Source organism: Streptomyces sp. NPDC041129, assembly GCF_055592265.1.
In genome coordinates this window covers 26034-47947 of the sequence record NZ_JBVIYV010000005.1, presented here as the reverse complement: position 1 = coordinate 47947, position 21914 = coordinate 26034, and the positions used below count along the sequence as shown (strand labels likewise).

Annotated in this window: 22 protein-coding genes; 10 read left to right on the top strand and 12 right to left on the bottom strand. The window is 69.8% G+C overall.

Annotated elements, in window-relative coordinates; all coding sequences use genetic code 11:
• The first annotated feature begins 35 nt into the window (after nucleotides 1-35).
• Both dnaB and ACZ6B1_RS18150 read left to right on the top strand, forming a co-directional pair.
• A complete protein-coding gene (gene dnaB, locus ACZ6B1_RS18155; protein ID WP_390053801.1) occupies nucleotides 36-1514 on the top strand; it encodes a replicative DNA helicase in 1479 nt (492 codons plus the stop codon).
• 85 nt (nucleotides 1515-1599) lie between these two features.
• Nucleotides 1600-2988: a serine hydrolase domain-containing protein gene (locus ACZ6B1_RS18150; RefSeq protein WP_468779487.1), complete on the top strand. Its 1389-nt coding sequence runs from the start codon at nucleotides 1600-1602 to the stop codon at nucleotides 2986-2988.
• Nucleotides 2989-3043: 55 nt separating this feature from the next.
• Here ACZ6B1_RS18150 and ACZ6B1_RS18145 read toward each other — a convergent pair whose 3' ends face one another.
• Both ACZ6B1_RS18145 and ACZ6B1_RS18140 read right to left on the bottom strand, forming a co-directional pair.
• A complete protein-coding gene (locus ACZ6B1_RS18145) occupies nucleotides 3044-3496 on the bottom strand; it encodes a GNAT family N-acetyltransferase (protein ID WP_468779485.1) in 453 nt (150 codons plus the stop codon).
• 9 nt (nucleotides 3497-3505) lie between these two features.
• Entirely contained in the window at nucleotides 3506-3964 is a 459-nt protein-coding gene (locus tag ACZ6B1_RS18140) for a MarR family winged helix-turn-helix transcriptional regulator (RefSeq protein ID WP_468779483.1), read from the bottom strand.
• A 143-nt stretch (nucleotides 3965-4107) separates the two neighbouring features.
• Between ACZ6B1_RS18140 and ACZ6B1_RS18135 the strand changes: the two genes are divergently transcribed.
• Nucleotides 4108-5316, top strand: coding sequence for an MFS transporter (locus ACZ6B1_RS18135; protein WP_468779481.1), 1209 nt, complete (start codon nucleotides 4108-4110; stop codon nucleotides 5314-5316).
• Between the two features lie 126 nt (nucleotides 5317-5442).
• Entirely contained in the window at nucleotides 5443-5862 is a 420-nt protein-coding gene (locus ACZ6B1_RS18130; RefSeq protein WP_468779479.1) for a GlcG/HbpS family heme-binding protein, read from the top strand.
• Between the two features lie 53 nt (nucleotides 5863-5915).
• Here the strand turns inward: ACZ6B1_RS18130 and ACZ6B1_RS18125 are convergent, their stop codons facing one another.
• The 6 genes from ACZ6B1_RS18125 to ACZ6B1_RS18100 all read right to left on the bottom strand — a co-directional run bounded on the left by ACZ6B1_RS18125 (nucleotide 5916) and on the right by ACZ6B1_RS18100 (nucleotide 10715).
• Nucleotides 5916-6782 (bottom strand): GNAT family N-acetyltransferase, encoded by an 867-nt coding sequence (locus tag ACZ6B1_RS18125; protein WP_468779477.1) that lies wholly within the window; start codon nucleotides 6780-6782, stop codon nucleotides 5916-5918.
• Between the two features lie 179 nt (nucleotides 6783-6961).
• Nucleotides 6962-7444: an NUDIX domain-containing protein gene (locus ACZ6B1_RS18120; RefSeq protein WP_468779475.1), complete on the bottom strand. Its 483-nt coding sequence runs from the start codon at nucleotides 7442-7444 to the stop codon at nucleotides 6962-6964.
• Nucleotides 7445-7531: 87 nt separating this feature from the next.
• On the bottom strand, nucleotides 7532-8437 hold the full coding sequence (locus tag ACZ6B1_RS18115; protein WP_468779473.1) for a LysR family transcriptional regulator: 906 nt from the start codon (nucleotides 8435-8437) through the stop codon (nucleotides 7532-7534).
• Nucleotides 8438-8654: 217 nt separating this feature from the next.
• Nucleotides 8655-9803, bottom strand: a complete 1149-nt coding sequence (locus ACZ6B1_RS18110; protein WP_468779471.1) for a cystathionine gamma-lyase — start codon at nucleotides 9801-9803, stop codon at nucleotides 8655-8657.
• Nucleotides 9800-10330 (bottom strand): low molecular weight protein-tyrosine-phosphatase, encoded by a 531-nt coding sequence (locus ACZ6B1_RS18105; protein ID WP_468779469.1) that lies wholly within the window; start codon nucleotides 10328-10330, stop codon nucleotides 9800-9802. Before ACZ6B1_RS18105 ends, ACZ6B1_RS18110 begins: the two co-directional genes overlap by 4 nt.
• A gap of 7 nt (nucleotides 10331-10337) precedes the next feature.
• The gene (locus ACZ6B1_RS18100) at nucleotides 10338-10715 is read right to left on the bottom strand and encodes a phage holin family protein (RefSeq protein WP_351661667.1); all 378 of its coding nucleotides are present in this window, start codon (nucleotides 10713-10715) and stop codon (nucleotides 10338-10340) included.
• A gap of 57 nt (nucleotides 10716-10772) precedes the next feature.
• Here ACZ6B1_RS18100 and ACZ6B1_RS18095 point away from each other — a divergent pair, with 57 nt between their 5' ends.
• From ACZ6B1_RS18095 to ACZ6B1_RS18080, 4 genes are all read left to right on the top strand, one after another.
• Nucleotides 10773-11090, top strand: coding sequence for a cupin domain-containing protein (locus tag ACZ6B1_RS18095; protein WP_389451950.1), 318 nt, complete (start codon nucleotides 10773-10775; stop codon nucleotides 11088-11090).
• A 165-nt stretch (nucleotides 11091-11255) separates the two neighbouring features.
• Nucleotides 11256-11468, top strand: a complete 213-nt coding sequence (locus tag ACZ6B1_RS18090; RefSeq protein ID WP_199211200.1) for a DUF5326 family protein — start codon at nucleotides 11256-11258, stop codon at nucleotides 11466-11468.
• A 197-nt stretch (nucleotides 11469-11665) separates the two neighbouring features.
• Complete coding sequence (locus tag ACZ6B1_RS18085) at nucleotides 11666-12580, top strand: IclR family transcriptional regulator (RefSeq protein WP_468779466.1); 915 nt, start codon at nucleotides 11666-11668, stop codon at nucleotides 12578-12580.
• Between the two features lie 101 nt (nucleotides 12581-12681).
• Nucleotides 12682-13119, top strand: a complete 438-nt coding sequence (locus ACZ6B1_RS18080; RefSeq protein WP_468779464.1) for an SsgA family sporulation/cell division regulator — start codon at nucleotides 12682-12684, stop codon at nucleotides 13117-13119.
• 94 nt (nucleotides 13120-13213) lie between these two features.
• On the opposite strand, the gene ACZ6B1_RS18075 is transcribed toward ACZ6B1_RS18080, so the two are convergent.
• Nucleotides 13214-14590 carry a YibE/F family protein gene (locus tag ACZ6B1_RS18075; RefSeq protein ID WP_468780127.1) on the bottom strand — a complete coding sequence of 459 codons (1377 nt, stop codon included), beginning with the start codon at nucleotides 14588-14590 and terminating at the stop codon, nucleotides 13214-13216.
• A 246-nt stretch (nucleotides 14591-14836) separates the two neighbouring features.
• Here ACZ6B1_RS18075 and thiC point away from each other — a divergent pair, with 246 nt between their 5' ends.
• Nucleotides 14837-16621: a phosphomethylpyrimidine synthase ThiC gene (thiC, locus tag ACZ6B1_RS18070; RefSeq protein WP_468779462.1), complete on the top strand. Its 1785-nt coding sequence runs from the start codon at nucleotides 14837-14839 to the stop codon at nucleotides 16619-16621.
• A gap of 146 nt (nucleotides 16622-16767) precedes the next feature.
• On the opposite strand, the gene ACZ6B1_RS18065 is transcribed toward thiC, so the two are convergent.
• The 3 genes from ACZ6B1_RS18065 to ACZ6B1_RS18055 form a co-directional block, all read right to left on the bottom strand.
• On the bottom strand, nucleotides 16768-17631 hold the full coding sequence (locus ACZ6B1_RS18065; RefSeq protein ID WP_468779460.1) for a hypothetical protein: 864 nt from the start codon (nucleotides 17629-17631) through the stop codon (nucleotides 16768-16770).
• Between the two features lie 181 nt (nucleotides 17632-17812).
• Nucleotides 17813-18889, bottom strand: a complete 1077-nt coding sequence (locus ACZ6B1_RS18060; protein WP_468779458.1) for a metallophosphoesterase — start codon at nucleotides 18887-18889, stop codon at nucleotides 17813-17815.
• Nucleotides 18890-19253: 364 nt separating this feature from the next.
• Nucleotides 19254-20366 carry a LacI family DNA-binding transcriptional regulator gene (locus tag ACZ6B1_RS18055; protein WP_468779456.1) on the bottom strand — a complete coding sequence of 371 codons (1113 nt, stop codon included), beginning with the start codon at nucleotides 20364-20366 and terminating at the stop codon, nucleotides 19254-19256.
• Nucleotides 20367-20795: 429 nt separating this feature from the next.
• Between ACZ6B1_RS18055 and hisC the strand changes: the two genes are divergently transcribed.
• The gene (gene hisC, locus ACZ6B1_RS18050; RefSeq protein ID WP_468779454.1) at nucleotides 20796-21875 is read left to right on the top strand and encodes a histidinol-phosphate transaminase; all 1080 of its coding nucleotides are present in this window, start codon (nucleotides 20796-20798) and stop codon (nucleotides 21873-21875) included.
• Nucleotides 21876-21914: the final 39 nt, after the last annotated feature.

Genomic DNA, 21914 nt, shown 5'->3' with positions numbered 1-21914 from the left:
CTAGGTCCGCCGTGCGGACGGGAGGAGGTGGCTCGGTGAGCATTTCCGAGCCCTTGGACGATCCGTGGGCCGAGGCCGGGCCCAGCGATCGTCTGCCGGCCTCCCGTAGGCGGAGCGACGGTGGCCGGGGTCGTGACGAACAGCACGACCGGGGCCGGGAGAGCGGTGGCTGGGACGGCGGGGGTTCCTCCTTCGAACGGCTGCCCCCGCAGGACCTGGACGCCGAGCAGTCCGTTCTTGGTGGCATGCTCCTGTCCAAGGACGCCATCGCCGACGTCGTGGAGATCCTCAAGGGCCACGACTTCTACAAGCCCGCGCACGAGACGATCTACCAGGCGATCCTCGACGTCTACGCCAAGGGCGAGCCGGCCGACCCGATCACCATCGCCGCCGAACTCACCAAACGGGGCGAGATCAACAAGGTGGGCGGGGCGTCGTATCTGCACACCCTCGTGCAGACCGTGCCGACGGCGGCGAACGCCGAGTACTACGCCGAGATCGTGCACGAGCGCGCGGTGCTGCGCCGTCTGGTCGAGGCCGGTACCCGCATCACGCAGATGGGATACGCGGCCGACGACGACGTGGACGAGATCGTCAACCGTGCCCAGGCCGAGATCTACGCCGTCACCGAGCAGCGCACCAGCGAGGACTACCTCCCGCTGGGGGACATCATGGAGGGCGCCCTCGACGAGATCGAGGCGATCGGCTCGCGCAGCGGCGAGATGACCGGTGTACCGACCGGGTTCACGGACTTCGATTCGCTGACGAACGGCCTGCACCCGGGCCAGATGATCGTCATCGCGGCCCGTCCGGCCATGGGTAAGTCCACTCTCGCGCTGGACTTCGCCCGGGCCGCCTCGATCAAGAACAACCTCCCCAGCGTCATCTTCTCCCTTGAGATGGGGCGCAACGAGATCGCGATGCGTCTGCTGTCGGCGGAGGCCCGCGTCGCCCTCCACCACATGCGGTCCGGCACGATGACGGACGAGGACTGGACCCGGCTCGCCCGGCGTATGCCGGACGTGTCCGCTGCCCCGCTCTACATCGACGACTCCCCGAACCTGTCGATGATGGAGATCCGCGCGAAGTGCCGAAGGCTGAAGCAGCGCAACGACCTGAAGCTGGTGGTCATCGACTACCTCCAGTTGATGCAGTCCGGCGGCTCCAAGCGCGCCGAGAGCCGTCAGCAGGAGGTATCGGACATGTCCCGTAACCTCAAGCTGCTCGCCAAGGAGCTGGAGCTCCCGGTCATCGCGCTCTCCCAGCTCAACCGTGGCCCCGAGCAGCGCACCGACAAGAAGCCGATGGTCTCCGACCTGCGTGAGTCCGGCTCCATCGAGCAGGACGCCGACATGGTCATCCTGCTGCACCGTGAGGACGCGTACGAGAAGGAATCCCCGCGCGCGGGTGAGGCCGACCTGATCGTGGCCAAGCACCGAAACGGCCCCACGGCGACGATCACGGTCGCCTTCCAGGGCCACTACTCACGCTTCGTGGACATGGCCCAGACCTGACCGTCTACTGAAGGGTCGTGGCCGTCACGCGCGGGGCCGGTGAAATGGACTCGACGTGTGTCGGCACAGCCGCTGAACTGGGGGCATGACGACATCCCAGGAAGAGCTGCTCCCCGGTACGCGGCGGGCGTTGCTGCACCGCATCGCTGTCGCTCAGACCGAAGGGCGGACACCCTCGCTGGTCGCCGCGGTCGTTCGGGACGGGCGGACCGTGTGGCACGGCGCGCGATCCTCGGTCGACGGGCACGCGCCGGACGAGAACGTGCAGTACCGGATCGGTTCGATCACCAAGACGTTCACCGCCGTCCTGGTGCTACGACTGCGTGATGAGGGTTTGCTCGACCTCAACGACCCGCTGGAGAAGCATCTGCCGGGCACCGGCGCGGGGGAGGCGACCATCGCCCAACTGCTCGCGCACACCAGTGGGCTGGCGGCGGAGTCACCCGCACCCTGGTGGGAGCGGACGCCCGGTTCGCTGCGTCCCGAGCTGAGTGACGTCCTGGGAGAGCGGCCGGTACTGCACCCCGTCGGCCGGCGGCACCACTACTCCAATCCCGGCTACACCCTGCTCGGTGCCCTCGTGGAGCGGCTGCGCGGCGCTGCCTGGACGGACGTGCTCGGCAGGGAGGTGCTGGAGCCCCTGGGGCTGACCCGTACCAGTGCCCAGCCGCAGGCGCCCCACGCGGGAGGCTGGGCCGTCCATCCGTGGGCCGACGCGCTGCTGCCCGAGCCTTTGGAGGACCTGGGCCGGATGGCGCCGGCCGGACAGCTCTGGTCCACCACGGCCGATCTGGCGCGCTTCGCCGCCTTCCTGGTCAGGGGAGACGACGGGATATTGAGCGCGGAATCGGTCCGGGAGATGCGCACACCGGCCGCCCCGGCGGAGACCTCGGACGTCGTCGACGGCGCCGCGTACGGCCTCGGTATGCAGATTCAGCAGCGCGACGGCCGGCTGATCGTGGGGCACTCCGGCTCGCTGCCGGGGTTTCTCGCGAACCTCAGCATCAGCGTGGAGGACGGGGTGGCGGCCGTGGTGCTGACCAACTGCACGTCCGGCCCGGTGGTGTCAGCGGTGGGCGCCGATCTCGTCCGCATCGTCGCGGAGGCTGAACCCCGGATTCCCGCTCCGTGGCGCCCGCTGAGCGAAGCCGACCCGGTCGTACTGGAGTTGGCAGGGCAGTGGTACTGGGGAACGCATGCCTTCGCCCTGCGCGTGACGGCGGACGGCCTCGTCTCCCTGGGGCCGATGTCGGGCGCCGGGCGTCGGGCGCGCTTTCGGTCCAACGGTGACGGCACCTGGACCGGACTGGAGGGCTACTACGCGGGAGAGGTCCTGCGTGCCGTGCGGCGTCCGGACGGTTCCGTGAGCCATCTGGACCTCGGGTCGTTCGTGTTCACACGGCAGCCCTACGAGGACGGCGCCGGGGTGCCCGGCGGAGTGGACCCGGCGGGCTGGCGGGGGATCGCGGACTGACTGAACGAAGCGGCTGTTGGTGGTGTTTCACGTGAAACACCACCAACAGCCTTTTTCACAGCTGGAGCTTGAAGCCGACGTGGGAGGCGGCGAAACCGAGCCGCTCGTAGAAGCGGTGGGCGTCGGTACGGCTGCTGTCGGAGGTCAGCTGTACCAAGTGGCAGTCCTGACGCCTTGATTCCTCGATCGCCCACTGGATGAGCTGCGTACCCAGTCCGCTGCCCCGCTCGTCGGCGTGGATGCGAACGCCCTCGATGATCGAGCGGGTGGCTCCCCTGCGGGAGAGGCCGGGAATGATCGTGAGCTGGAGCGTGCCGACGACCCGGGTCTCGCGCACCGCGACGACGAGCCGCTGGTTCGGGTCCGCGGTCAGCCGCTCCAGGGCTGACAGGTACGGCGACAGGTCGTCGGGTGACTCGCGCTGGGCTCCGAGTGGATCGTCGGCGAGCATGGCCACGATCGCGGGCAGGTCGGGTGCGGTTGCCCCGCGTATCTCAAGATCTCCCATGCCCGAACCCTATGCGGGCACGTTCAGGGACTCCACGACCCTTACCAGGGGGGCCAGCTCGGGATTTCTGGCCGCCTCGTCCAGGGCTTCGCGGAGAGCGGCGTCATTGGTGGGCCGCGCCTCGTTCAGCAGCCGCAGACCCGCCTCCGTGACGTTGGTGTAGATGCCGCGACGGTCGGTGGGGCACAGGTAGCGCTCCAGTAGACCGCGGTCCTCCAGGCGGGTCACCAGCCGAGTTGTGGCGCTCTGGCTGAGGACGACCGCGTCGGCGACCTGCTTCATCTGCAGATGGCCGCCCTCACCCTCGTGCTGGCGGCTGAGCACGTCGAGCAGGGAGTACTCGCGCACGCTCAAGTCGTGCTTCGCCTGCAGAGCGCGCTCGATGTGCGCCTCGATCCTCCCGTGCAACAGGGAGAGGGCGCACCAGCCCTGGGCGAGGGCGGTGAGCGCAGGGTCCGTCGCTGTCATTGGCGTCTTCCTCCGTCCCGGAGCGGCTGGATCCAGGGTAGAGCATTTCCGCAATAGTCGGCGCTTGCACGTAGCCCGCGTCTGCAACTATTGTGAACGCACGCAAAGCGCTCCTGCAATCGTCTGGGAAGGTGTACCCCCACATGCCTCTCGCGCTTCTGGCCCTCGCGATCGGGGCCTTCGGAATCGGAACGACCGAGTTCGTGATCATGGGCTTGCTGCCCGAGGTCGCGGGTGACTTCGGGGTCTCCATCCCCACGGCCGGCCTGCTCGTGACCGGGTACGCCCTCGGCGTGGTGATCGGCGCCCCGTTGATGACCGTGCTCGGCACCAAGGTCCCGCGCAAGCGGATGCTGATGCTCCTCATGGGGCTCTTCATCGCCGGCAACCTGCTCTCCGCGGTGGCCCCGGCCTTCGCGGTCATGCTGATCGGACGTGTGATCGCGTCTCTCGCCCATGGCGCCTTCTTCGGCATCGGCTCGGTCGTCGCGGCCGAACTGGTGGCTTCCGACAAGAAGGCCGGAGCCATCGCCATGATGTTCACCGGTCTGACCGTCGCCAATGTCGTCGGCGTCCCGCTCGGCACGCTGATCGGCCAGAGCGTCGGCTGGCGTGTCACCTTCGGCATCGTCGCCGCCCTCGGTGTCGTCGGCCTGGCGGGCATCGCCCGGCTGGTGCCGGACCTGCCGCGGCCGGAGGGCGTACACCTGCGTCATGAGCTGGCCGCCTTCAAGAACGCCCAGGTGCTGCTCGCCATGGCGATGACCGTCCTCGGCTTCGGCGGGGTCTTCGCGGCCATCACCTATATCGCGCCGATGATGACGCACATCGCGGGCTTCGCCGATGGCTCGGTCACCTGGCTGCTGGTCCTGTTCGGCCTCGGCATGGTCGGCGGCAACCTCATCGGCGGCAAGTTCGCCGACCGCGCGCTGATGCCCATGCTGTACGTCTCCCTGGGCGCGCTGGCCGTGGTCCTCGCGCTCTTCACTCTCACCGCGCACAACAAGATCGCCGCCGCCGTGACCATCGCCCTGATCGGCGCCCTCGGCTTCGCGACCGTGCCGCCGCTGCAGAAGCGCGTCCTCGACCAGGCGCACGGCGCCCCGACGCTCGCGTCGGCCGTCAACATCGGCGCCTTCAACCTGGGCAACGCCCTCTCCGCCTGGCTCGGCGGCATGGTCATCGCGGCCGGCCTCGGCTATACCGCGCCCAACTGGGTCGGTGCCGCCCTCGCCGCGAGCGCCCTGGTCCTGGCCGTGCTCTCGGCCACCCTCGAGCGCCGCGACGGCACGCGCGGCATGGTGGTCGCCTCGGAGGCGCCTGCCGGGCAGCGGACCCCGGTCCACCACTGAGCCCACCCCGGGCCGTCGGACAGAGCGTCCGTACCCGGCCGTCGCACGGAACACGGGGGCGTGAGCGCACCGGACCGTGCCACATCACCTCACCTCACGCACCACCGCACAAGGAGAACGCTCCACATGAGCACCATCACCGTCGCCCCGCTCACCATCGAGGACGCCGACCTGCTCGTCGCCACGGCACGACGCGCGGCCGAAGAGGCCGGCGTCACAGTCAGCGTCACCGTCCTGGACGCCGGCGGCAACCTGCTCGCCTTCCGTCGGGACGACCGGGCGGTGCTGATCTCCGGTGAGACCAGCACCCGCAAGGCCTACACGGCGCTCCAGCTCAACGCGGCCACCGCCGACCTCGTGGACGCCGTGCAGCCGGGCGGCCTCTTCCACACGCTGCCCACCGCCCTCGACCGGCCCCTGCTCTTCATCGCGGGCGGTCTCCCCGTCCACCGGGACGGCCGCCTGATCGGCGCGATCGGTGTCGGCGGCGGTGCGCCCGAGCAGGACCACGGTTTCGCCACCGCGGCCGTTGCGGCACTCGTCTGACCGACCCCTCCGGTCCGGCAGCGTCGGCCCCGCTCCCGAGTGAGGGCCGACGATCAGCCTGCGGCCACCGTCAGCGGCGCGAACCGGCGCCGCCAGTCCCCCGGCAGGTCCGTGATGCCGTAGGTCATGACGGCGTTGACGGCCACGGCGCCCAGTCCCCGGGCTTTGGCCCAGGTCAGCAGCTCCTCGTGGCGTACGTCGATGTCGGTGCGCAGGGGGCGGCGTGTGTGGGCCGCGAGCGAGGCGATGAGGGCCTTGGCCGTCTCCGTGTCCCGGGCGATCAGCGGACCGACGACATGGGTGTCCATGTTGGGCCACGCGGCCGTGTAGCCGATGATCCTGCCGTCCTCCTCGGCCACGCGCAGCTGGTCGGCGAACGAGGGGAGACGGGTGATGAGGGGAGTGCGGTCGGTGCCGAACGCCTCCTCGTCGAGCCGGAGGATCGAGGGCAGGTCCTCGGCGACGGCCGGCCGTGTCGCCACTCGGCATTCCGGCCCGCCGGGAGTGAAGTGCCCCCTCAACATCTCCGACCGACCCGTGACCTTGAAGCCCAGCTCCTCGTAGAGCGGACGCCCGAAAGGCGTGGCGTACAGGGTCAGCGGAGTCGTGTCCATGAGTGACACGACATGCCGCATCAAACGGCGTCCGACTCCCTGGCGGGCATGGCGTCCGGCCACGAGGACCATGCCGATGGCGCCGAGGGTCGAGCGCTCCCAGGAACCGTACTCAGTGACGACGCACGCGGCGACGAGGCCGCCATCGGGGTCGTCGATGCCGTGTCCCTTGCCGGCTGTGAGCAGGAGGCCCCACTTGTGTTCCTCACGTGGCCACCCCCGGTCCTCGGACAAGTCGGCGCAGGCTTGGAGATCGTGGAGCGTCAGACGCCGGATGGGCAGGGCGGCGAGCGAAGGAGTCGGCACGCAGGTCAGGCTGTCCGACCGGCCCCCCGTACGTCCACCTGTTTCGATGCGGACATGGACGCTTTCGGCCACGTCATGGCCCATTCACGCGGGCCTGGGTGAGCGCACGAGTTTCACGTGAAACACCGGTGGGCCACGGGCCACGTGCCCGTAGTGGCCTCCGGGACGGGCCGTGTGTTCTATCCGAGGTCGGGGGCGTGCATGGCGCGTACGCCTTCGATATTGCCGTCCAGGTAGTGCCGCAGGGACAACGGCACGAGGTGGACGGAGGCAATGCCGACCCGGGTGAAGGGAACACGGACGATCTCGTACTCGCCCAGAGGTTCATCCACTTCGGGGCCGTGACGCAGCGACGGGTCCATGGACTCCAGTCGGCAGACGAAGAAGTGCTGCACCTTCACACCGGTCGCGCCGCCGTCCTCGCCGATGTGCTCCACGGTGTCCACGAAGCAGGGCACGACGTCGGTGATCTTGGCGCCGAGTTCCTCGTACACCTCTCGGTGCAGGGCGTGGACGACGGTCGGGTCCGCGGCTTCCACTCCGCCACCGGGGGTGACCCAGTAGGGATCGACGCCGGGCTTGGTGCGCTTGATCAGGATCAGGTCGTCACCGTCGAGCAGGACGGCGCGGGCGGTGCGCTTGACCACGGGTCGGACGGTCATGGAGGGAATGTGGCCCGGCTCGTTCCACGTGAAACATCACGCCTTCGACACCGCTCGACTGCGAGCCGTGAAGTCAGTCCGGCTGTCTCAGCACCAGGCGGTCGCCGCCCGCTGGAGCCATTCGTGCGCCCGGGCGATGTGCGGCATGCCGAGGGTGCCGGTGCGCGCGGTCAGGAAGTAGGTGCGCAGCGGCGGCACCGCGGGCTCGTACAGCGTCGTGATCTCGCCGCGGTCCAGGGCGGAGGCGCTCAGATAGCGGGGCAGTACCGCGAGCCCCGCGCCCGAGATCGCGCAGGAGAGCACGGCACGCAGATCGGGAACGATGACCGTGCCAGAGGCGGCCGGACGGGAGTCGAAGACGGAGGCCCAGTAGCGCGAGACGAACGGCAGCGACTCGTGGACCTCCACGACGGGCAAGTTCTCCAGGGCTTTTGCTCCCTTGAGGCGCAGGGCTCCGGGTCGGATCCGCTCGGCCCAGCGGGGAGCGGCCACCAGCACGTGCTCCTCGTCGCAGAGCGGGGTCGCGGTCAGCAGGGCGCCGCGCGGTCGGGCGGTGCTGATGGCCAGGTCGTGGTGTCCGGCGGCGAGCCCTTCCAGCGCCTCCTCCGCGGTGCCGAAGGAGGCGCGCAGCGCGAAGGCCTGGCCGTCCTCGCCGGTCAATCGGGTCAGAGCGGGAAGGGCACGCTCGGCGGTGAACTCCGGCGGGCCCACGAGGTGCAGCGTTCGTAACGAGGATCCGTCGTCCGGGGCGCTCTCGGCTATCTCCACCAGGGCGTCGAGGTGGGGCGCGGCCTTGTGGGCGAGTTCGTCGCCGATGGTCGTGGGCGTCACCCCGCGGGCCTGTCTCAGGAACAGGGGACTGCCCAGCTGCCGCTCCAGGGTGCGGATCTGGGAGGTGACGGCCGGCTGGGAGAGGCCCAGCAGGGCCGCGGCGCGGGTGAAGGAACCGGCCCGGTGCACGGTGACGAAGGTGCGCAGCAAGGCCAGGTCCATGGCGCGCCCTCCCCCTTTCCCTGCCCTCTTCCGGCCCCCGGGCAGGCACCAACTATAAATAAGTCGATAGGTCTCTGTCGCCACCGTGATTGGACACTGACAGAGAGTCAACTAGCCTTGTTCGCGCGGTTCTTCGCGCGCAGAACCGAGGACGGTCCGAGCCACGAGGGGGGAGGCTCGGACCGTCTGCCGACCGGGATTGCCGTCGTTAACCGGCTCACTCGGCCGACTCGTCGAGCGCGCGCAGCACGTCCGCCACCAGGTCCTCGGGGTCCTCCGCGCCGACGGACATGCGGATGAAGCCCTCGGGAACCGCGTCCCCGCCCCAGCGTCGGCGGCGCTCGGCCGTGGACCGCACTCCGCCGAAGCTCGTCGCGTCCTCGACCAGGTGCAGCGCCTCCAGGAACCGCTCGGCACGCGCGCGCGTGGGCAGCGTGAAGGAGACCACGCAGCCGTAGCGGCGCATCTGCTGCGAGGCGACCTTGTGCGAGGGGTCGTCGGGCAGCCCCGGATAGCGCAGCCCCGAGACCTCGGGCCGGTGCCGCAGGGCCTCGGCGACCGCGAGCGCGGTGGTGTTCTGCCGGTCGACGCGCAGCTGGAGCGTGGCGATGGAGCGGTGGGCGAGCCAGGCCTCCATCGGCCCGGCGATCGCTCCGACGATCTTGCGCCACCGTCGTACGGCGGCCATCGCCTCACCGTCACGCCCGGCGACGTAGCCCAGCAGGACGTCCCCGTGACCGGTCAGCTGCTTGGTACCGCTGGCCACGGAGAAGTCGGCACCCAGTTCCAGCGGACGCTGGCCGAGCGGGGTGGCGAGCGTGTTGTCGACGGCGACGAGGGCGCCCCGCGCATGCGCGGCCTCCACCAGCCGCCGGATGTCGCACACGTCGAGCCCCGGATTCGACGGCGACTCGATCCACAGCAGCCGGGCGCCGTCGAGAACCTCGAGCTGGGCGTCTCCACCCGTGGGTGCGGTGCGCACCTCGACGCCGTAGGCCTCCAGCTGGGCGCGGACCAGTGGCAGCACCTGGTAGCCGTCGGAGGGCAGGACGACCGCGTCGCCCGCGCGCAACTGGGAGAACAGCACCGCCGAGATCGCGGCCATCCCCGATGCGAATACCAGCGTCTCGACGTCGTCCCGTCCCGGTGCCTCCAGCTCGCCGACGGCGCGCTCCAGGTTGGTCCAGGTGGGGTTGTCGTCACGGCCGTAGGAGTACGGCCCCGTCACCTCGCCCGGGAGGTGGAAGTGCGCGGCGAACACGGGCCCCGGCAGGGTCGGCTCGTGCTTGACCGGCTCGGGCAGTCCGGCCCGTACCGCGCGTGTGCCGTCGCCGGTGTGGTCCGCGCCCCTGGTGGATTCGCTCATGCGATCCGTCCCTCCAGTTGTTCCCGTACGGCGGCGAGCAGACCGGTGCTCGCCTCCTCCACCATCTCAAGGCATCCCTGGAAGCCGTCCGCGCCCCCGTAGTACGGGTCCGGCACGTCGAGGTAGTCGCAGGCGCCCTCGGGAGCGCCGGCCGTGCCGCGTCGGTCGGAGGAGGGGCGGGCGTAGGAGCGCAGCAGGCGGACCTTGCGAGCGTCCTCCTCGGTGGGCGCGAGACGGCGCAGGGCCTTGAGGTGGCCGGTGTCCAGGGCGATCACCAGGTCGAGTCGGCCGAACCAGGCGGGCTGGAACTGCCGTGCGACGTGCTCGGTGCGGTAGCCGTGCTCGTCGAGGACCGTGACGGTGCGCGGGTCGGCGGCTTCCCCCTCGTGCCAGTCGCCGGTGCCGGCGCTGTCGATCTCCACCAGGTCCTCCAGGCCCGCCTCCTCCACGCGCGCGCGGAAGACGGATTCGGCCATCGGGGAGCGGCAGATGTTGCCGGTGCACACGAAACAGACGCGGTAGGTCATGGCGAGCTCAGTCCTCGTCGGGCAGGACGAGGTTCAGCGCCCAGGAGACGACGGAGATGATCAGTCCGCCGAGCACGGCCGTCCAGAAGCCCTCCACGTGGAAGCTCAGGTCGAGCTTGCCGCACACCCATGAGGTCAGCAGCAGCATCAGCGCATTGACGACCAGGGTGATCAGCCCCAGCGTCAGCAGGAACAGCGGGAAGGTGAGCACCTTCACGATCGGCTTGACCAGGAAGTTGACCAGACCGAAGATCAGCGCGACGACGATCAGAGTGCCGGCCTTCTTGCCCGTGCTGTCACCCGTGAGAGTGATCTTGTCGAGCAGCCAGACGGCGATGGCGAGAGCGGCCGCGTTGGCGATCGTCTTGACTACGAAATTCTTCATGTGTCTGATCGTGGCAGACCGGATCCAGGGCGAGCAGGGGCGAGGGCGGACAAGGCGATGAAGGCATTCCGGCTGGACGAACTGGAGGCGGAGCGCGCCGCCAACGAGGGGGCCTACCTTCAGTTCCTGCGGGAGCGGAACATGTCGGTCGGCCTGTACGCCCTCGACGCGGGCGAGCACGACCCGCAGAAGCCGCACAACCAGGACGAGGTGTACTTCGTCGTCAGCGGCCGCGCGTCGATCACGGTCGGCCTGGAGACCACCCAGGTGGCGCGGGGCAGCGTGGTGTACGTACCGGCCGGCGTCGCCCACAAGTTCCACCACATCAGCGAGGACCTGAGGGTACTGGTCGTCTTCTCTCCACCCGAGGCCTGAGCTCGGGGCTCGGGGTTCCCTAGGGGTCGGGTCAGGGGAGGACAAGGGGTGCGAGGCGCCCGCACGCCCGCTCGGCGGCCCTAGCATCGATGGCAGACATCGGGACTGTGTCCAGGACAGAGCGCAGCACGTCGGGGACGCAACGGAACGCAAAGGACGAGGGCAATGCGAGAGATCTTCGCTGGGCTGCCGTGGTGGGTGAAGTGGGTCGCGGTGCCGGTCATCGCCCTGGTCGTGTTCGGCAGCCTGATAGCGACCGTCATCGGCTTCGTGATCGGCCTGCTCTTCAAGGCACTGGTCTTCGTCGCGCTGGTCGGCGGACTGATTTACATCGTGCGCAAGTTCATGTCGAACTCCTCGTCGCGCAGCGACTGGTGACGGGCGCGGGAGCCGGTGACCGGTAACGGAAATCACCGGTTCCCTCGGGGGAGGGAAGTTTCCCCGCGGGCCGTCCGCACGCGGTGGAGGACGGTTAGGTTCGGAACCCACGCGGGGCCGAGCCCCGCACGCGGCACACACCCTCACCCGTGTTTCCCCGCACGGGCCGCCCCACCCTCGCGCTCCCGGAGTGACCCTTGGCCACGGTTGACACCGCACCGGCAGAACCCCACGCACCCGCCGCTCCACCGCGACCCTGCGTGCCCCAGGTGCAGCGGCCATGTGCGGCGGCCGTCCCGGGACAACCGCGTCCCGCGAACGGCCCCGGACGCGCACGGCCCCCGGAGGTTCCGGAGCAACCGCAGGCGGCGACCCTCATCGGCTCCGTCCAGCGGGCGATGCGCCTGTTGGAGACCGTCGCGGTCCACGAGTACGGCGCGCCCGCCAAACAACTCGCCCGCGAGACCGGCCTCGCCCTCCCCACGGCGTATCACCTCCTGCGCACCCTGGTGCACGAGGGCTATCTGCGCCGCGACAAGGGTCTGTTCTTCCTCGGCGACGCGGCCGAGCGGCTGAGCAGCAGCGGAGCGCAGCAGAAACGTCGCAGCACGGTGGCCGACACCCTCGCGTACTGGCGCGAATCGATCGGGGCTCCGGTGTACTACGCCATGTACCGGGCCGGTGAGATCGAGGTCATGTGCGTATCCGACTCTCGGGAGACACCCGCCGTCGAGGAGTGGGCCGACTTCCGTGAGACCGGGCACGCGCACGCCATCGGACAGTGCCTGCTCTCCCAACTGGACGAGGAGGCACGCCGGGACCACCTGAGCCGCTATCCGGTGCGGTCCCTCACGCCGTACTCGGTGCGGGACAACCACGCTCTCCTGCGCCGGCTGGCCAGGACGCCGCGCATGGAGCCGGTGGTGGAGCGGCAGGAGTACGCGCTCGGGACGGTCTGTGCGGCGATCCCCATCACGGTCGGCACGACGGCGGCCACGATGGCCATCTCACTCCCCGTACATCAGAGCGAACAGCTGCTGCCCGCCGCCCTGCGCCTGCAGGCCGGGATCGGGCGGCATCTGGGCGCGCTGTCGCTCTCTATCAGTATCTGAAAACTCACTCCTTGTGATCTGCTGTGTACGTTGAGCAAGATTTGGTGCACAGTCGAGGGGGATCATTCCCGGCCAGTCGACGTCATATGACGGGGTAGGCGATGCGCGAATCCGTACAGGCAGAAGTCATGATGAGTTTTCTCGTGTCCGAGGAGCTCTCCTTCCGCATCCCGGTGGAGTTGCGCTACGAGACCTGTGATCCCTACGCCGTCCGGCTCACCTTTCATCTGCCCGGTGACGCCCCGGTGACCTGGGCCTTCGGGCGGGAACTGCTGATCGACGGGGTCGGGCGGCCGTGCGGGGAGGGTGATGTGCACATCGCCCCCGCCGACACCGAGGTGCTGGGCGAGGTGCTGATCCGACTTCAGGTGGGCACTGACCAGGCCCTGTTCCGCTCCTCCACGCCGCCGCTCGTGGCCTTCCTCGACCGCACGGACAAGCTGGTGCCGCTCGGCCAGGAGGGCGCGCTGGCGGACTTCGACGCCCACCTCGACGAGGCTCTGGACCGGATCCTGGCCGAGGAGCAGAGCGCCGGCTGAGGGTTCGTGGCAGCGGGGCGCCGGGGCGCTCAGGTACCGCCGCCCGGTACGCCGCAGGAACGCTTCTTCGGTGGTGCCCCGGACTGATGCCCTTTCAGCGCTTCCGCCGCCGTCCCCTGCCGGCGCGCGCCGGGACGGGCCGCGTCCCGCCGTCCCCCGCACCGGCCGGACCGGACCGGTCGGCCGACACCACCAGGGCCGCGAGGGCGGTGGTGACCGGGACCGAGGCGACCAGGCCGATCGAGCCCACCAGCGTGCGCACGATCTCCTCGGCCACCAGCTCGCTGTTGGCCACCGTACCCACGCTGCTCTGCGCGATCGAGAACAGCAGGAGCAGCGGCAGGGCGGCACCGGCGTAGGCGAGGACAAGGGTGTTGACGACCGAGGCGATGTGGTCGCGACCGATCCGGATACCCGCCCGGTACAGGTCGCGCCAGCCCATCGCGGGATTGGCCTCGTGCAGCTCCCAGACCGCAGACGTCTGGGTCACCGTCACATCGTCCAGCACACCCAGTGAACCGATGATGACTCCGGCGAGCAGCAGACCGCTCATGTCTATCGACGGAAACAGGCCGTGGATCAGACCGGTGCTGTCGTCCGTGTTACCGGTCAGCGCCGCCCAGTCGATGAACCCGGAGCCCAGAACGCCGATCAGCAGCAGGGAGGCCAGGGTGCCGAGCACCGCGACGGATGTACGCGCCGAAAGGCCATGGCACATGTAGAGCGCGATGAGCATGATGGCGCTCGACCCGACGACGGCGACCAGCAGTGGATTCGAGCCCTGCAGGATCGCGGGCAGGATGAAGAACGTCAGCACCAGGAAGCTCACGGCCAGCGCCACCAGGGCCATGACCCCGCGCAGCCGGCCCACGACCACGACGGCGAGCGCGAAGATGCCCGCCAGCAGTGCCATGGGGAACTTCCGGTTCACATCGGTCACCGAGTACTGCAGGTCCTTCGGCGCCGAGGGCTCGTAGGCGACCACGACCTTCTCGCCCTGGTGCAACTGCCGTGACTGGTCCGGCTGCACGATCTCGGCGAAGGTCCGGCCCTCGTCCTTGCCGGTGTCGACCCGGATCGTCGCCTTCCTGCAGGTGCCCTTCGCCTCGTGGCCCGCCGAGCCGTCCCCTGGAGTGGAGGTGCCGCCGGCGGTCGTACCGCCCGATGCGGTCACCGACTTGCAGCTCAGCTCGACCACCTCGGTGACCGTGGCCTGCTGCGTCTGTCGGTCGAAGCCCACACCGGTGCGCTCGTGCGGCGGCGCACCTCCGGGCCACAGAATCACCAGGCCGACCACGACGGCCGCGGTGAACGGGACGAGGATCGCCGCGATGACCTTGCGCAGATGCTTCGAGACGGGCGCGGCAGGCCCATGGCTGTGACTGTGACCGTGGGAGTGGCCATGACCACGGTCTGGTTCGGAGCCGCCTCGGCGCGGCGGCTCGGAGGGCGGATGAGGGTGCTGCTCCATCGTGGTCACCGCCCGATCATCGCAAGAACGAAGGGGGCCCTCTGTTCACCGCGCCCGAACTGACGCTAGCGTGGAGGCACCTTTGCACACGCGGGAGCTCGGAGCACCGGGCTGAGAGGGCGCTGACCTCCGTACACGCGATGTTTCACGTGGAACGTGGTTTCCCGGGAGACATCCGAAGTCGGAAGCCGCTGCGTCGACCGCCGAACCTGTTACCGGGTAATGCCGGCGTAGGGAGTAGGTCTCATGACCAACAAGGACGCACGCACGCCTGCCTCCGTTCAGGACGAGAAGTCCCAGGAGGCCGGAAAGTCCATCGGCTGGCACAAGGCGTACATCGAGGGTTCACGCCCCGACCTGTGCGTGCCGGTCCGTCAGGTGCACCTCACCAACGGGCAGTCCGTCACGCTGTACGACACCTCGGGCCCGTACACCGATCCACTCGTCGACACCGATGTCCGCAGGGGGCTGTCGCCGCTGCGGGAGAACTGGATCATCGCCCGCGGTGACACCGAGGAGTACGCGGGCCGCCCCGTCCGCCCCGAGGACGACGGGATCAAGCACACCTCGCCGCGCGGCGGGCTGCGCAACCTGGACGCGGTGTTTCCCGGGCGCCCGCGTCAACCGCGGCGCGGCCGTGAAGGCCAGGCGGTCACACAGCTCGCATACGCGCGCAGGGGCGAGATCACGCCCGAGATGGAGTACGTGGCCCTCCGGGAGAACCTCTCTCCCGAGGTGGTCCGTGAAGAGATCGCGGCGGGGCGCGCGGTGTTGCCGGCCAACGTCAACCACCCGGAGATCGAGCCGATGATCATCGGCAAGCGCTTCCTGGTGAAGGTCAACGCCAACATCGGCAACTCCGCGGTCACTTCCTCGATCGAGGAGGAGGTCGAGAAGATGACCTGGGCGACCCGCTGGGGCGCCGACACGGTCATGGACCTCTCCACCGGCCGCAACATCCACACCACTCGCGAGTGGGTGCTGCGCAACTCCCCCGTGCCCATCGGCACCGTTCCGCTCTACCAGGCGCTGGAGAAGGTCGACGGCAGGGCCGAGGAACTGACCTGGGAGATCTACAAGGACACCGTCATCGAGCAGGCCGAGCAGGGCGTGGACTACATGACCGTCCACGCCGGCGTACGCCTGCCGTATGTGCCGCTCACCGCCAACCGCAAGACCGGCATCGTCTCGCGAGGCGGTTCGATCATGGCCGCGTGGTGCCTGGCGCACCACAGGGAGTCCTTCCTGTACGAGAACTTCGAGGAGCTCTGCGAGATCCTCGCCGCCTACGACGTCACGTACTCGCTGGGCGACGGTCTGCGACCCGGCTCGATCGCGGACGCCAACGACGAGGCGCAGTTCGCGGAGTTGCGCACGCTCGGGGAACTCAACCGGATCGCCAGGCGTTTCAACGTACAGACCATGATCGAGGGCCCGGGCCACGTCCCGATGCACAAGATCAAGGAGAACATCGACCTTCAGCAGGAGATCTGCGATGAGGCTCCGTTCTATACGCTCGGCCCGCTGACGACCGACATCGCGCCGGCGTACGACCACATCACCTCCGGCATCGGCGCCGCCATGATCGCCTGGTGGGGCACGGCGATGCTCTGTTACGTCACGCCCAAGGAGCACCTGGGCCTGCCCAACCGTGACGACGTCAAGACCGGGGTCATCACCTACAAGATCGCCGCACACGCGGCGGACCTCGCCAAGGGGCACCCGGGCGCGCAGGAATGGGACGACGCGCTGTCCGACGCCCGCTTCGAGTTCCGGTGGGAGGACCAGTTCAATCTCGCCCTGGACCCGGACACGGCACGGGAGTTCCACGACGAGACCCTGCCGGCCGAACCCGCCAAGACGGCCCACTTCTGCTCCATGTGCGGGCCGAAGTTCTGCAGCATGAAGATCTCCCAGGACATCCGCCGGGAACACGGCGGCACCCGGGCCGAGGTGGAGGAGGGCATGGCCCAGAAGTCGAAGGAGTTCGCGGCGTCGGGCAACCGGGTGTACCTGCCGATCGCCGACTGATCCGGCCATGACGGCGGCCGGCCCGGGGCGTGCCGGGTCCTGGGCACCGGGCGACGCGGAGAGATCGGCGTCGTGCCGCCTCGGCACCGTCCCTGCCGGGCGCCGACCCGGGTCCGGCAGGCGTCCCGTCAGGGGGCGCCTGCCGGCTATTCCGGCTGGTGGTCCGGGCCGCCGAAGTCGGGGCTGGTGTAGTCGGGGCTGCTGAAGCTCGGGCGCTCGGAGACGGAGCCGTCGTCCGGGCTGCTGAAGCCGGGGCGGCCGTAACCGAGGCGCGGCATGCGGCTCGTCGGGGCCGCAGGTGCCGTGCGGTGCAGCGGGGCCGTATCGGGCTGGGCGAGCGCGTCCCGCAGGAACGGAACGACACCGCGTTCCAGCAGGGCCTCCCGCCAGGCCTCTCTGGCCCTGGTCACGTCCTCGTCGGCCGCGTCACGGGCTCCGGCTTCCGCGGCGGCGCTGTTGCGCAGGGCGGTGAGCAGCAGCCCGGCACCGGCGACGAGGATCGCGGCGGCGGTGACGGCGCCGAAGACCCAGCCCGCGGTGAGCATGGTCCGGGCGAAGGCCTGGCCGGGGGCCAGCATTCTCAGGATGTAACCGACGAGCAGGAAGATCGCCGCGGCGGTCCCGGCGAGGACGGGCGCCAGCACCGCGATCACGGCGACGGCGCCCGCGCCGGTGGCCTCGGCGGCCTCGCCAAGGGCGGTGGCGAGACCCACCGGGTCCGCGCCCGGCTCCGCGGAACCGGTGTCGTCGGCGGCCGGAGCGACGTACGGCGCCGGGCGGCGCAGTTCCTCGCGGACCTTCACGTAGTGCTGGTACTCGGCCGCCGCTGCCGTCGTGATGAGCGCGGTGGCGTTGAGTGCCATGGTGCGCAGTTGTTCCGGGTTGAGCCGCTGACCGACAGCGGCGAGTTCGGGTCGCTGGGGTGCGGAGCGCAGCGCCTCATCGAGGATCCGCTCGAATTCCTGGCGGTCCTCGCTCAGCAGGTGCTGCGGAACGCTGTTCATGTGCATCCCCCGATGCTCCGTAGGGCTTGGGGCTCGCACGCCGGCGAGCCGTCGGGCAGAAACGGAGGGGAGCCTGCTACGGATAAGCCGATGGTAGAGCCGTGACGCCATGCGGTGACAGGGGGTTGCCGGAAATTGCGTGCCGACCTGGGCGCATCCGGTCGGACTCGATCAGTTCGGTGAACGCTCAGGCATTCAGCGGCAGTTGCTGGACCAGCAGCTTCCCGGCCATGGTCACGCCGCCGTCCATGGCGATGGCGAGCCCGTCGGCGTAGATGTGCGGTCCCTCCACCGAGGGGCCGTCGTCCTCCTCACCGTCCTCGGAGCCGACTTCGCCGAGCAGATAGGGAATGGGGCTGTGACCGTGAACGACGCGGGTGCCGCCGTATGTATCGAGGAGGGAGCGCACGGCTTCCGCGCCGCCCTCGTCGCGGAAGGAGAACCGCTTGGTGAACTTGCGGAACAGGTCCCAGACTTCGTCCGCGTCGTTACGGGTGATGGTCTCGCGGACGGTGTCGTTGACCGCCTCGATCGAGTCGCCGTAGTCGAGGTAGGCGGTGGTGTCGGAGTGGATGAGCAGATGCCCGTCGACCTCCTCCACGGCGTCGAGGCGGGACATCCACTGCAGGTGGTGGTCCTGGAGGCGGTCCATGTCGGTCTTCTGGCCGCCGTTGAGCAGCCAGGCCGCCTGGAAGGTGGCGGTGCCCGCGCCGGAGTGGACCGGGGTGTCGCCGAACCGCTTCGCGCCGAGCAGCAGCAGCTCGTGGTTGCCCATGAGGGCCTTGCAGTAGCCGCCGGCCGCGGCCGCCTCGGCGGACAGCCGCATGACCAGGTCGATGACGCCGATGCCGTCAGGGCCGCGGTCGGTGAAGTCACCGAGGAACCACAGCCGGGCGGTGCCCGCGCTCCACTGGCCGTCGGCGTCTACCAGCCCCTTATCCCGCAGGGCGGCCAGCAGTTGGTCCAGGTAGCCGTGGACGTCACCGACGACGTACAGAGGGCCCGGGCCGGTCGCCGGCTGCGGGTCGGGGATCGCGGGGCCCGGCTCGACGGTCACCTGCAGCGTGTCGCCGCGGTTGACGACGGGCAGGTCGCGCTGGGTGGGCGTGTAGCCCTCGGGGTAGGCCTCGTCCATGGGCGGCACGGTGTCACCGGGGTGGGTGTGGACGTACGGGCCGGTCTCGTTGACGTACGCGGGCACCCGGAAGTCGCGCAACGTCGCCGTCCGCTCCACCTCGGGTCCCTGACCGGCCCCCTGAGTCATCAGACCCCTCCACCATCGCGCCGCAGCTGCACCGCTTCGGACTGCCTGGTCGCAGCGGCCCGCGGTGTCGTGCGCCCATCATAGGAATGCGCGTCGTTCCGTGTGATGACCCAGGGGTGGTGAATCGGAGCGAGACTCCGGTTCATCGCGGCTTTCGATCCGTTTGGGCGGGGTTTCGACCGGTTGCCCGACGCCGGTGGACCGTACCGCGCGACGGCCGGCCGGCCCGTCCGGGGGCGATCGGAGCCGCGGGCCGGTCGGGCCGGGCGGGCCGTGACCTTGCCGCTCCGGGCCCTTCGCGTCCCACCGCCCGGCGCCGGCCACCGCGTGCTCTTCGGTCGCCCGCCGGGCGGCGAGCCCTCCGCTACCCCTTCTCCGGGGCCCGCGGCGGGCTGATGGTCGTGCGCGGAGGACGTCGCTGGGACGAGGTACGCACGATCAGCTCGGTCGGTATCACCTGTTCGACGGGTTGGTCCGAATCGAGGCCCTCGATGGCGTCGATGAGCAGCTGCACCACGGCCGTACCGATCCGGCGCGGCTTCAGGGACAGCGTGGTGATGGGCGGCTCGGTGTTGGCGTACACCGTGGACTCGCTGCAGCACACCAGCAGCAGGTCATCGGGGACGCGCAGGCCGTAGCGGCGGGCGGCGGCGAGGAGATCGGTGCCGTTGGGGTCGAAGAGGCCGTACACGGCGTCGGGCCGGTCGGGCCGGGCGAGCAGCCGGTCGGCGGCGACGGTGCCGGCGCAGGGGTCGTGCGCGGGGTAGGCCTCGTAGACCGGGTCCTGGCCGACCCGCTCGCACCAGCGCAGATAGGCGGTGGTGGACAGATGGGTGTACGTGTCCGTCGTGGTGCCGGTGAGGAGGCCGATGCGGCGGGCACCGGCGTCGGCGAGGTGGTCGAGGATGTCGAGGACGGCGGCCTCGTGGTCGTTGTCGACCCAGGCGGTGACCGGGAGCGAGCCGGCCGGGCGGCCGTCGGAGACGACCGGCAGGCCCTGCCGGACGAGCTCGCTGACCACCGGGTCCTGGTCGGAGGGGTCGATGACGACGGTGCCGTCCAGGGCGACGTTGGACCACACGTCGTGACGGGAGGTGGCGGGGAGGATGACCAGGGCGTAGCCGCGGGCGAGCGCGGCGGAGGTGGCGGCCCGGGCCATCTCGGCGAAGTAGGCGAACTCCGTGAAGGTGAAAGGTTCATCCCCGTACGTCGTCACGGTCAGGCCGATCAGCCCCGACTTGCCGGTACGGAGGGTGCGGGCGGCGGCCGAGGGGCGGTACCCCAGCCGGTCGGCGACCTCACGGACATGGCGCCGGGTGGCGTCCGGGAGCCTGCCCTTGCCGTTGAGGGCGTCGGACACGGTCGTGATGGAGACCCCGGCGGCGGCGGCCACGTCTCTGATGCCCGCCCGGCCCGGCCGGCTGCCTCGACGTGAGGTTTCCGCGCGGCTCACCTGGTGCTTCCCTGCTGCTGTCATGGCGAGCCGATAGTAGGGCTCATGCGGTGGGGTAGTGCGGACGCATATGCACGCGTTGACAGGCACGTTTCTGCATGGTGGAAGGTACCTAACAGCCATGGAAAACAAGGCAGTTGAACGATCCGGTGATAGGACGTGACGTACTGACGGGCGTGGGCCTGCCAAGGGGCCGATGTCTCGAAGAGGTCTCAACTCACCTTCACGAGGGATGCGCGCCAGGGCGTGAGCCACCGGCGCGTAGATATATGTGTGGCACGCCCCCTGGTACGTACGCCTTCGTACGGTGATGCCCCTGATGCCTGTGTGACGGAAGAGGCCGGACTCCCGTAGTCCCGCACCTGTACGCAGCGGAGCCGAATCCTCATAAGGTGTGGAGTATTGGAAGCCGGCGGCGTCGACGGGCCGCCGGTGGTCGCGAGGAGGACTGCGGTGAGCGAGACGAGCCCCAAGCTGCGCGCCGAGCTGGAGGGTATCCCCACCTACAAGCCGGGCAAGCCGGCCGCGGCCGGCGGCCCGGTCGCCTACAAGCTGTCCTCGAACGAGAACCCGTATCCCCCGCTCCCCGGCGTGATGGAGAGCGTGACCGCGGCCGCCTGCAACTTCAACCGCTACCCGGACATGGCCTGCAGCGGGCTGATGGAGGAGCTGTCGGAGCGGTTCGCCGTCCCGCTCGCCCACCTCGCGACCGGCACCGGCTCGGTGGGCGTCGCCCAGCAGCTGATCCAGGCGACCAGCGGGCCCGGTGACGAGGTGATCTACGCCTGGCGCTCCTTCGAGGCGTACCCGATCATCACGCAGATCAGCGGGGCGCGCTCGGTCCAGGTGCCGCTCACCCCCGGTGATGTGCACGACCTGGACGCCATGGCGGCCGCGATCACCGAGCGGACGCGTCTGATCTTCGTCTGCAACCCCAACAACCCGACCGGCACGGTGGTGCGGCGGGCCGAGCTGGAACGGTTCCTCGACCGGGTGCCCAAGGATGTGCTGGTGGTCCTGGACGAGGCCTACCGCGAGTTCATCCGCGACCCCGAGGTGCCCGACGGGGTCGAGCTGTACCGGGATCGCCCCAACGTCTGCGTCCTGCGCACCTTCTCCAAGGCCTACGGTCTCGCCGGGCTGCGCGTCGGTTTCGCGATCGCCCATGAGCCGGTGGCGGCGGCGCTGCGCAAGACGGCGGTGCCCTTCGGTGTCAGCCAGCTCGCACAGGAGGCGGCGATCGCCTCACTGCAGGCCGAGGACGCGCTGCTCGGCCGGGTCGGCTCGCTGGTGTGCGAACGCGCGCGCGTGGTCGACGCGCTGCGTGCCCAGGGGTGGACGGTGCCGGAGACGCAGGCCAACTTCGTGTGGCTGCGGCTGGGGGAGCGCACGGTCGCGTTCGCCGCGGCCTGCGAGGAGCACGGTGTGGTGGTCCGGCCGTTCCCGGGTGAGGGTGTGCGCGTGACGGTCGGGGAGAACGAGGCGAACGACATCTTCCTGAAGGTCGCGGAGGCGTTCCGCAAGGAGAGCTGAGAGCAGGTGGCCCCGGCTGGAGTGCCGGCGGCTTCGGCT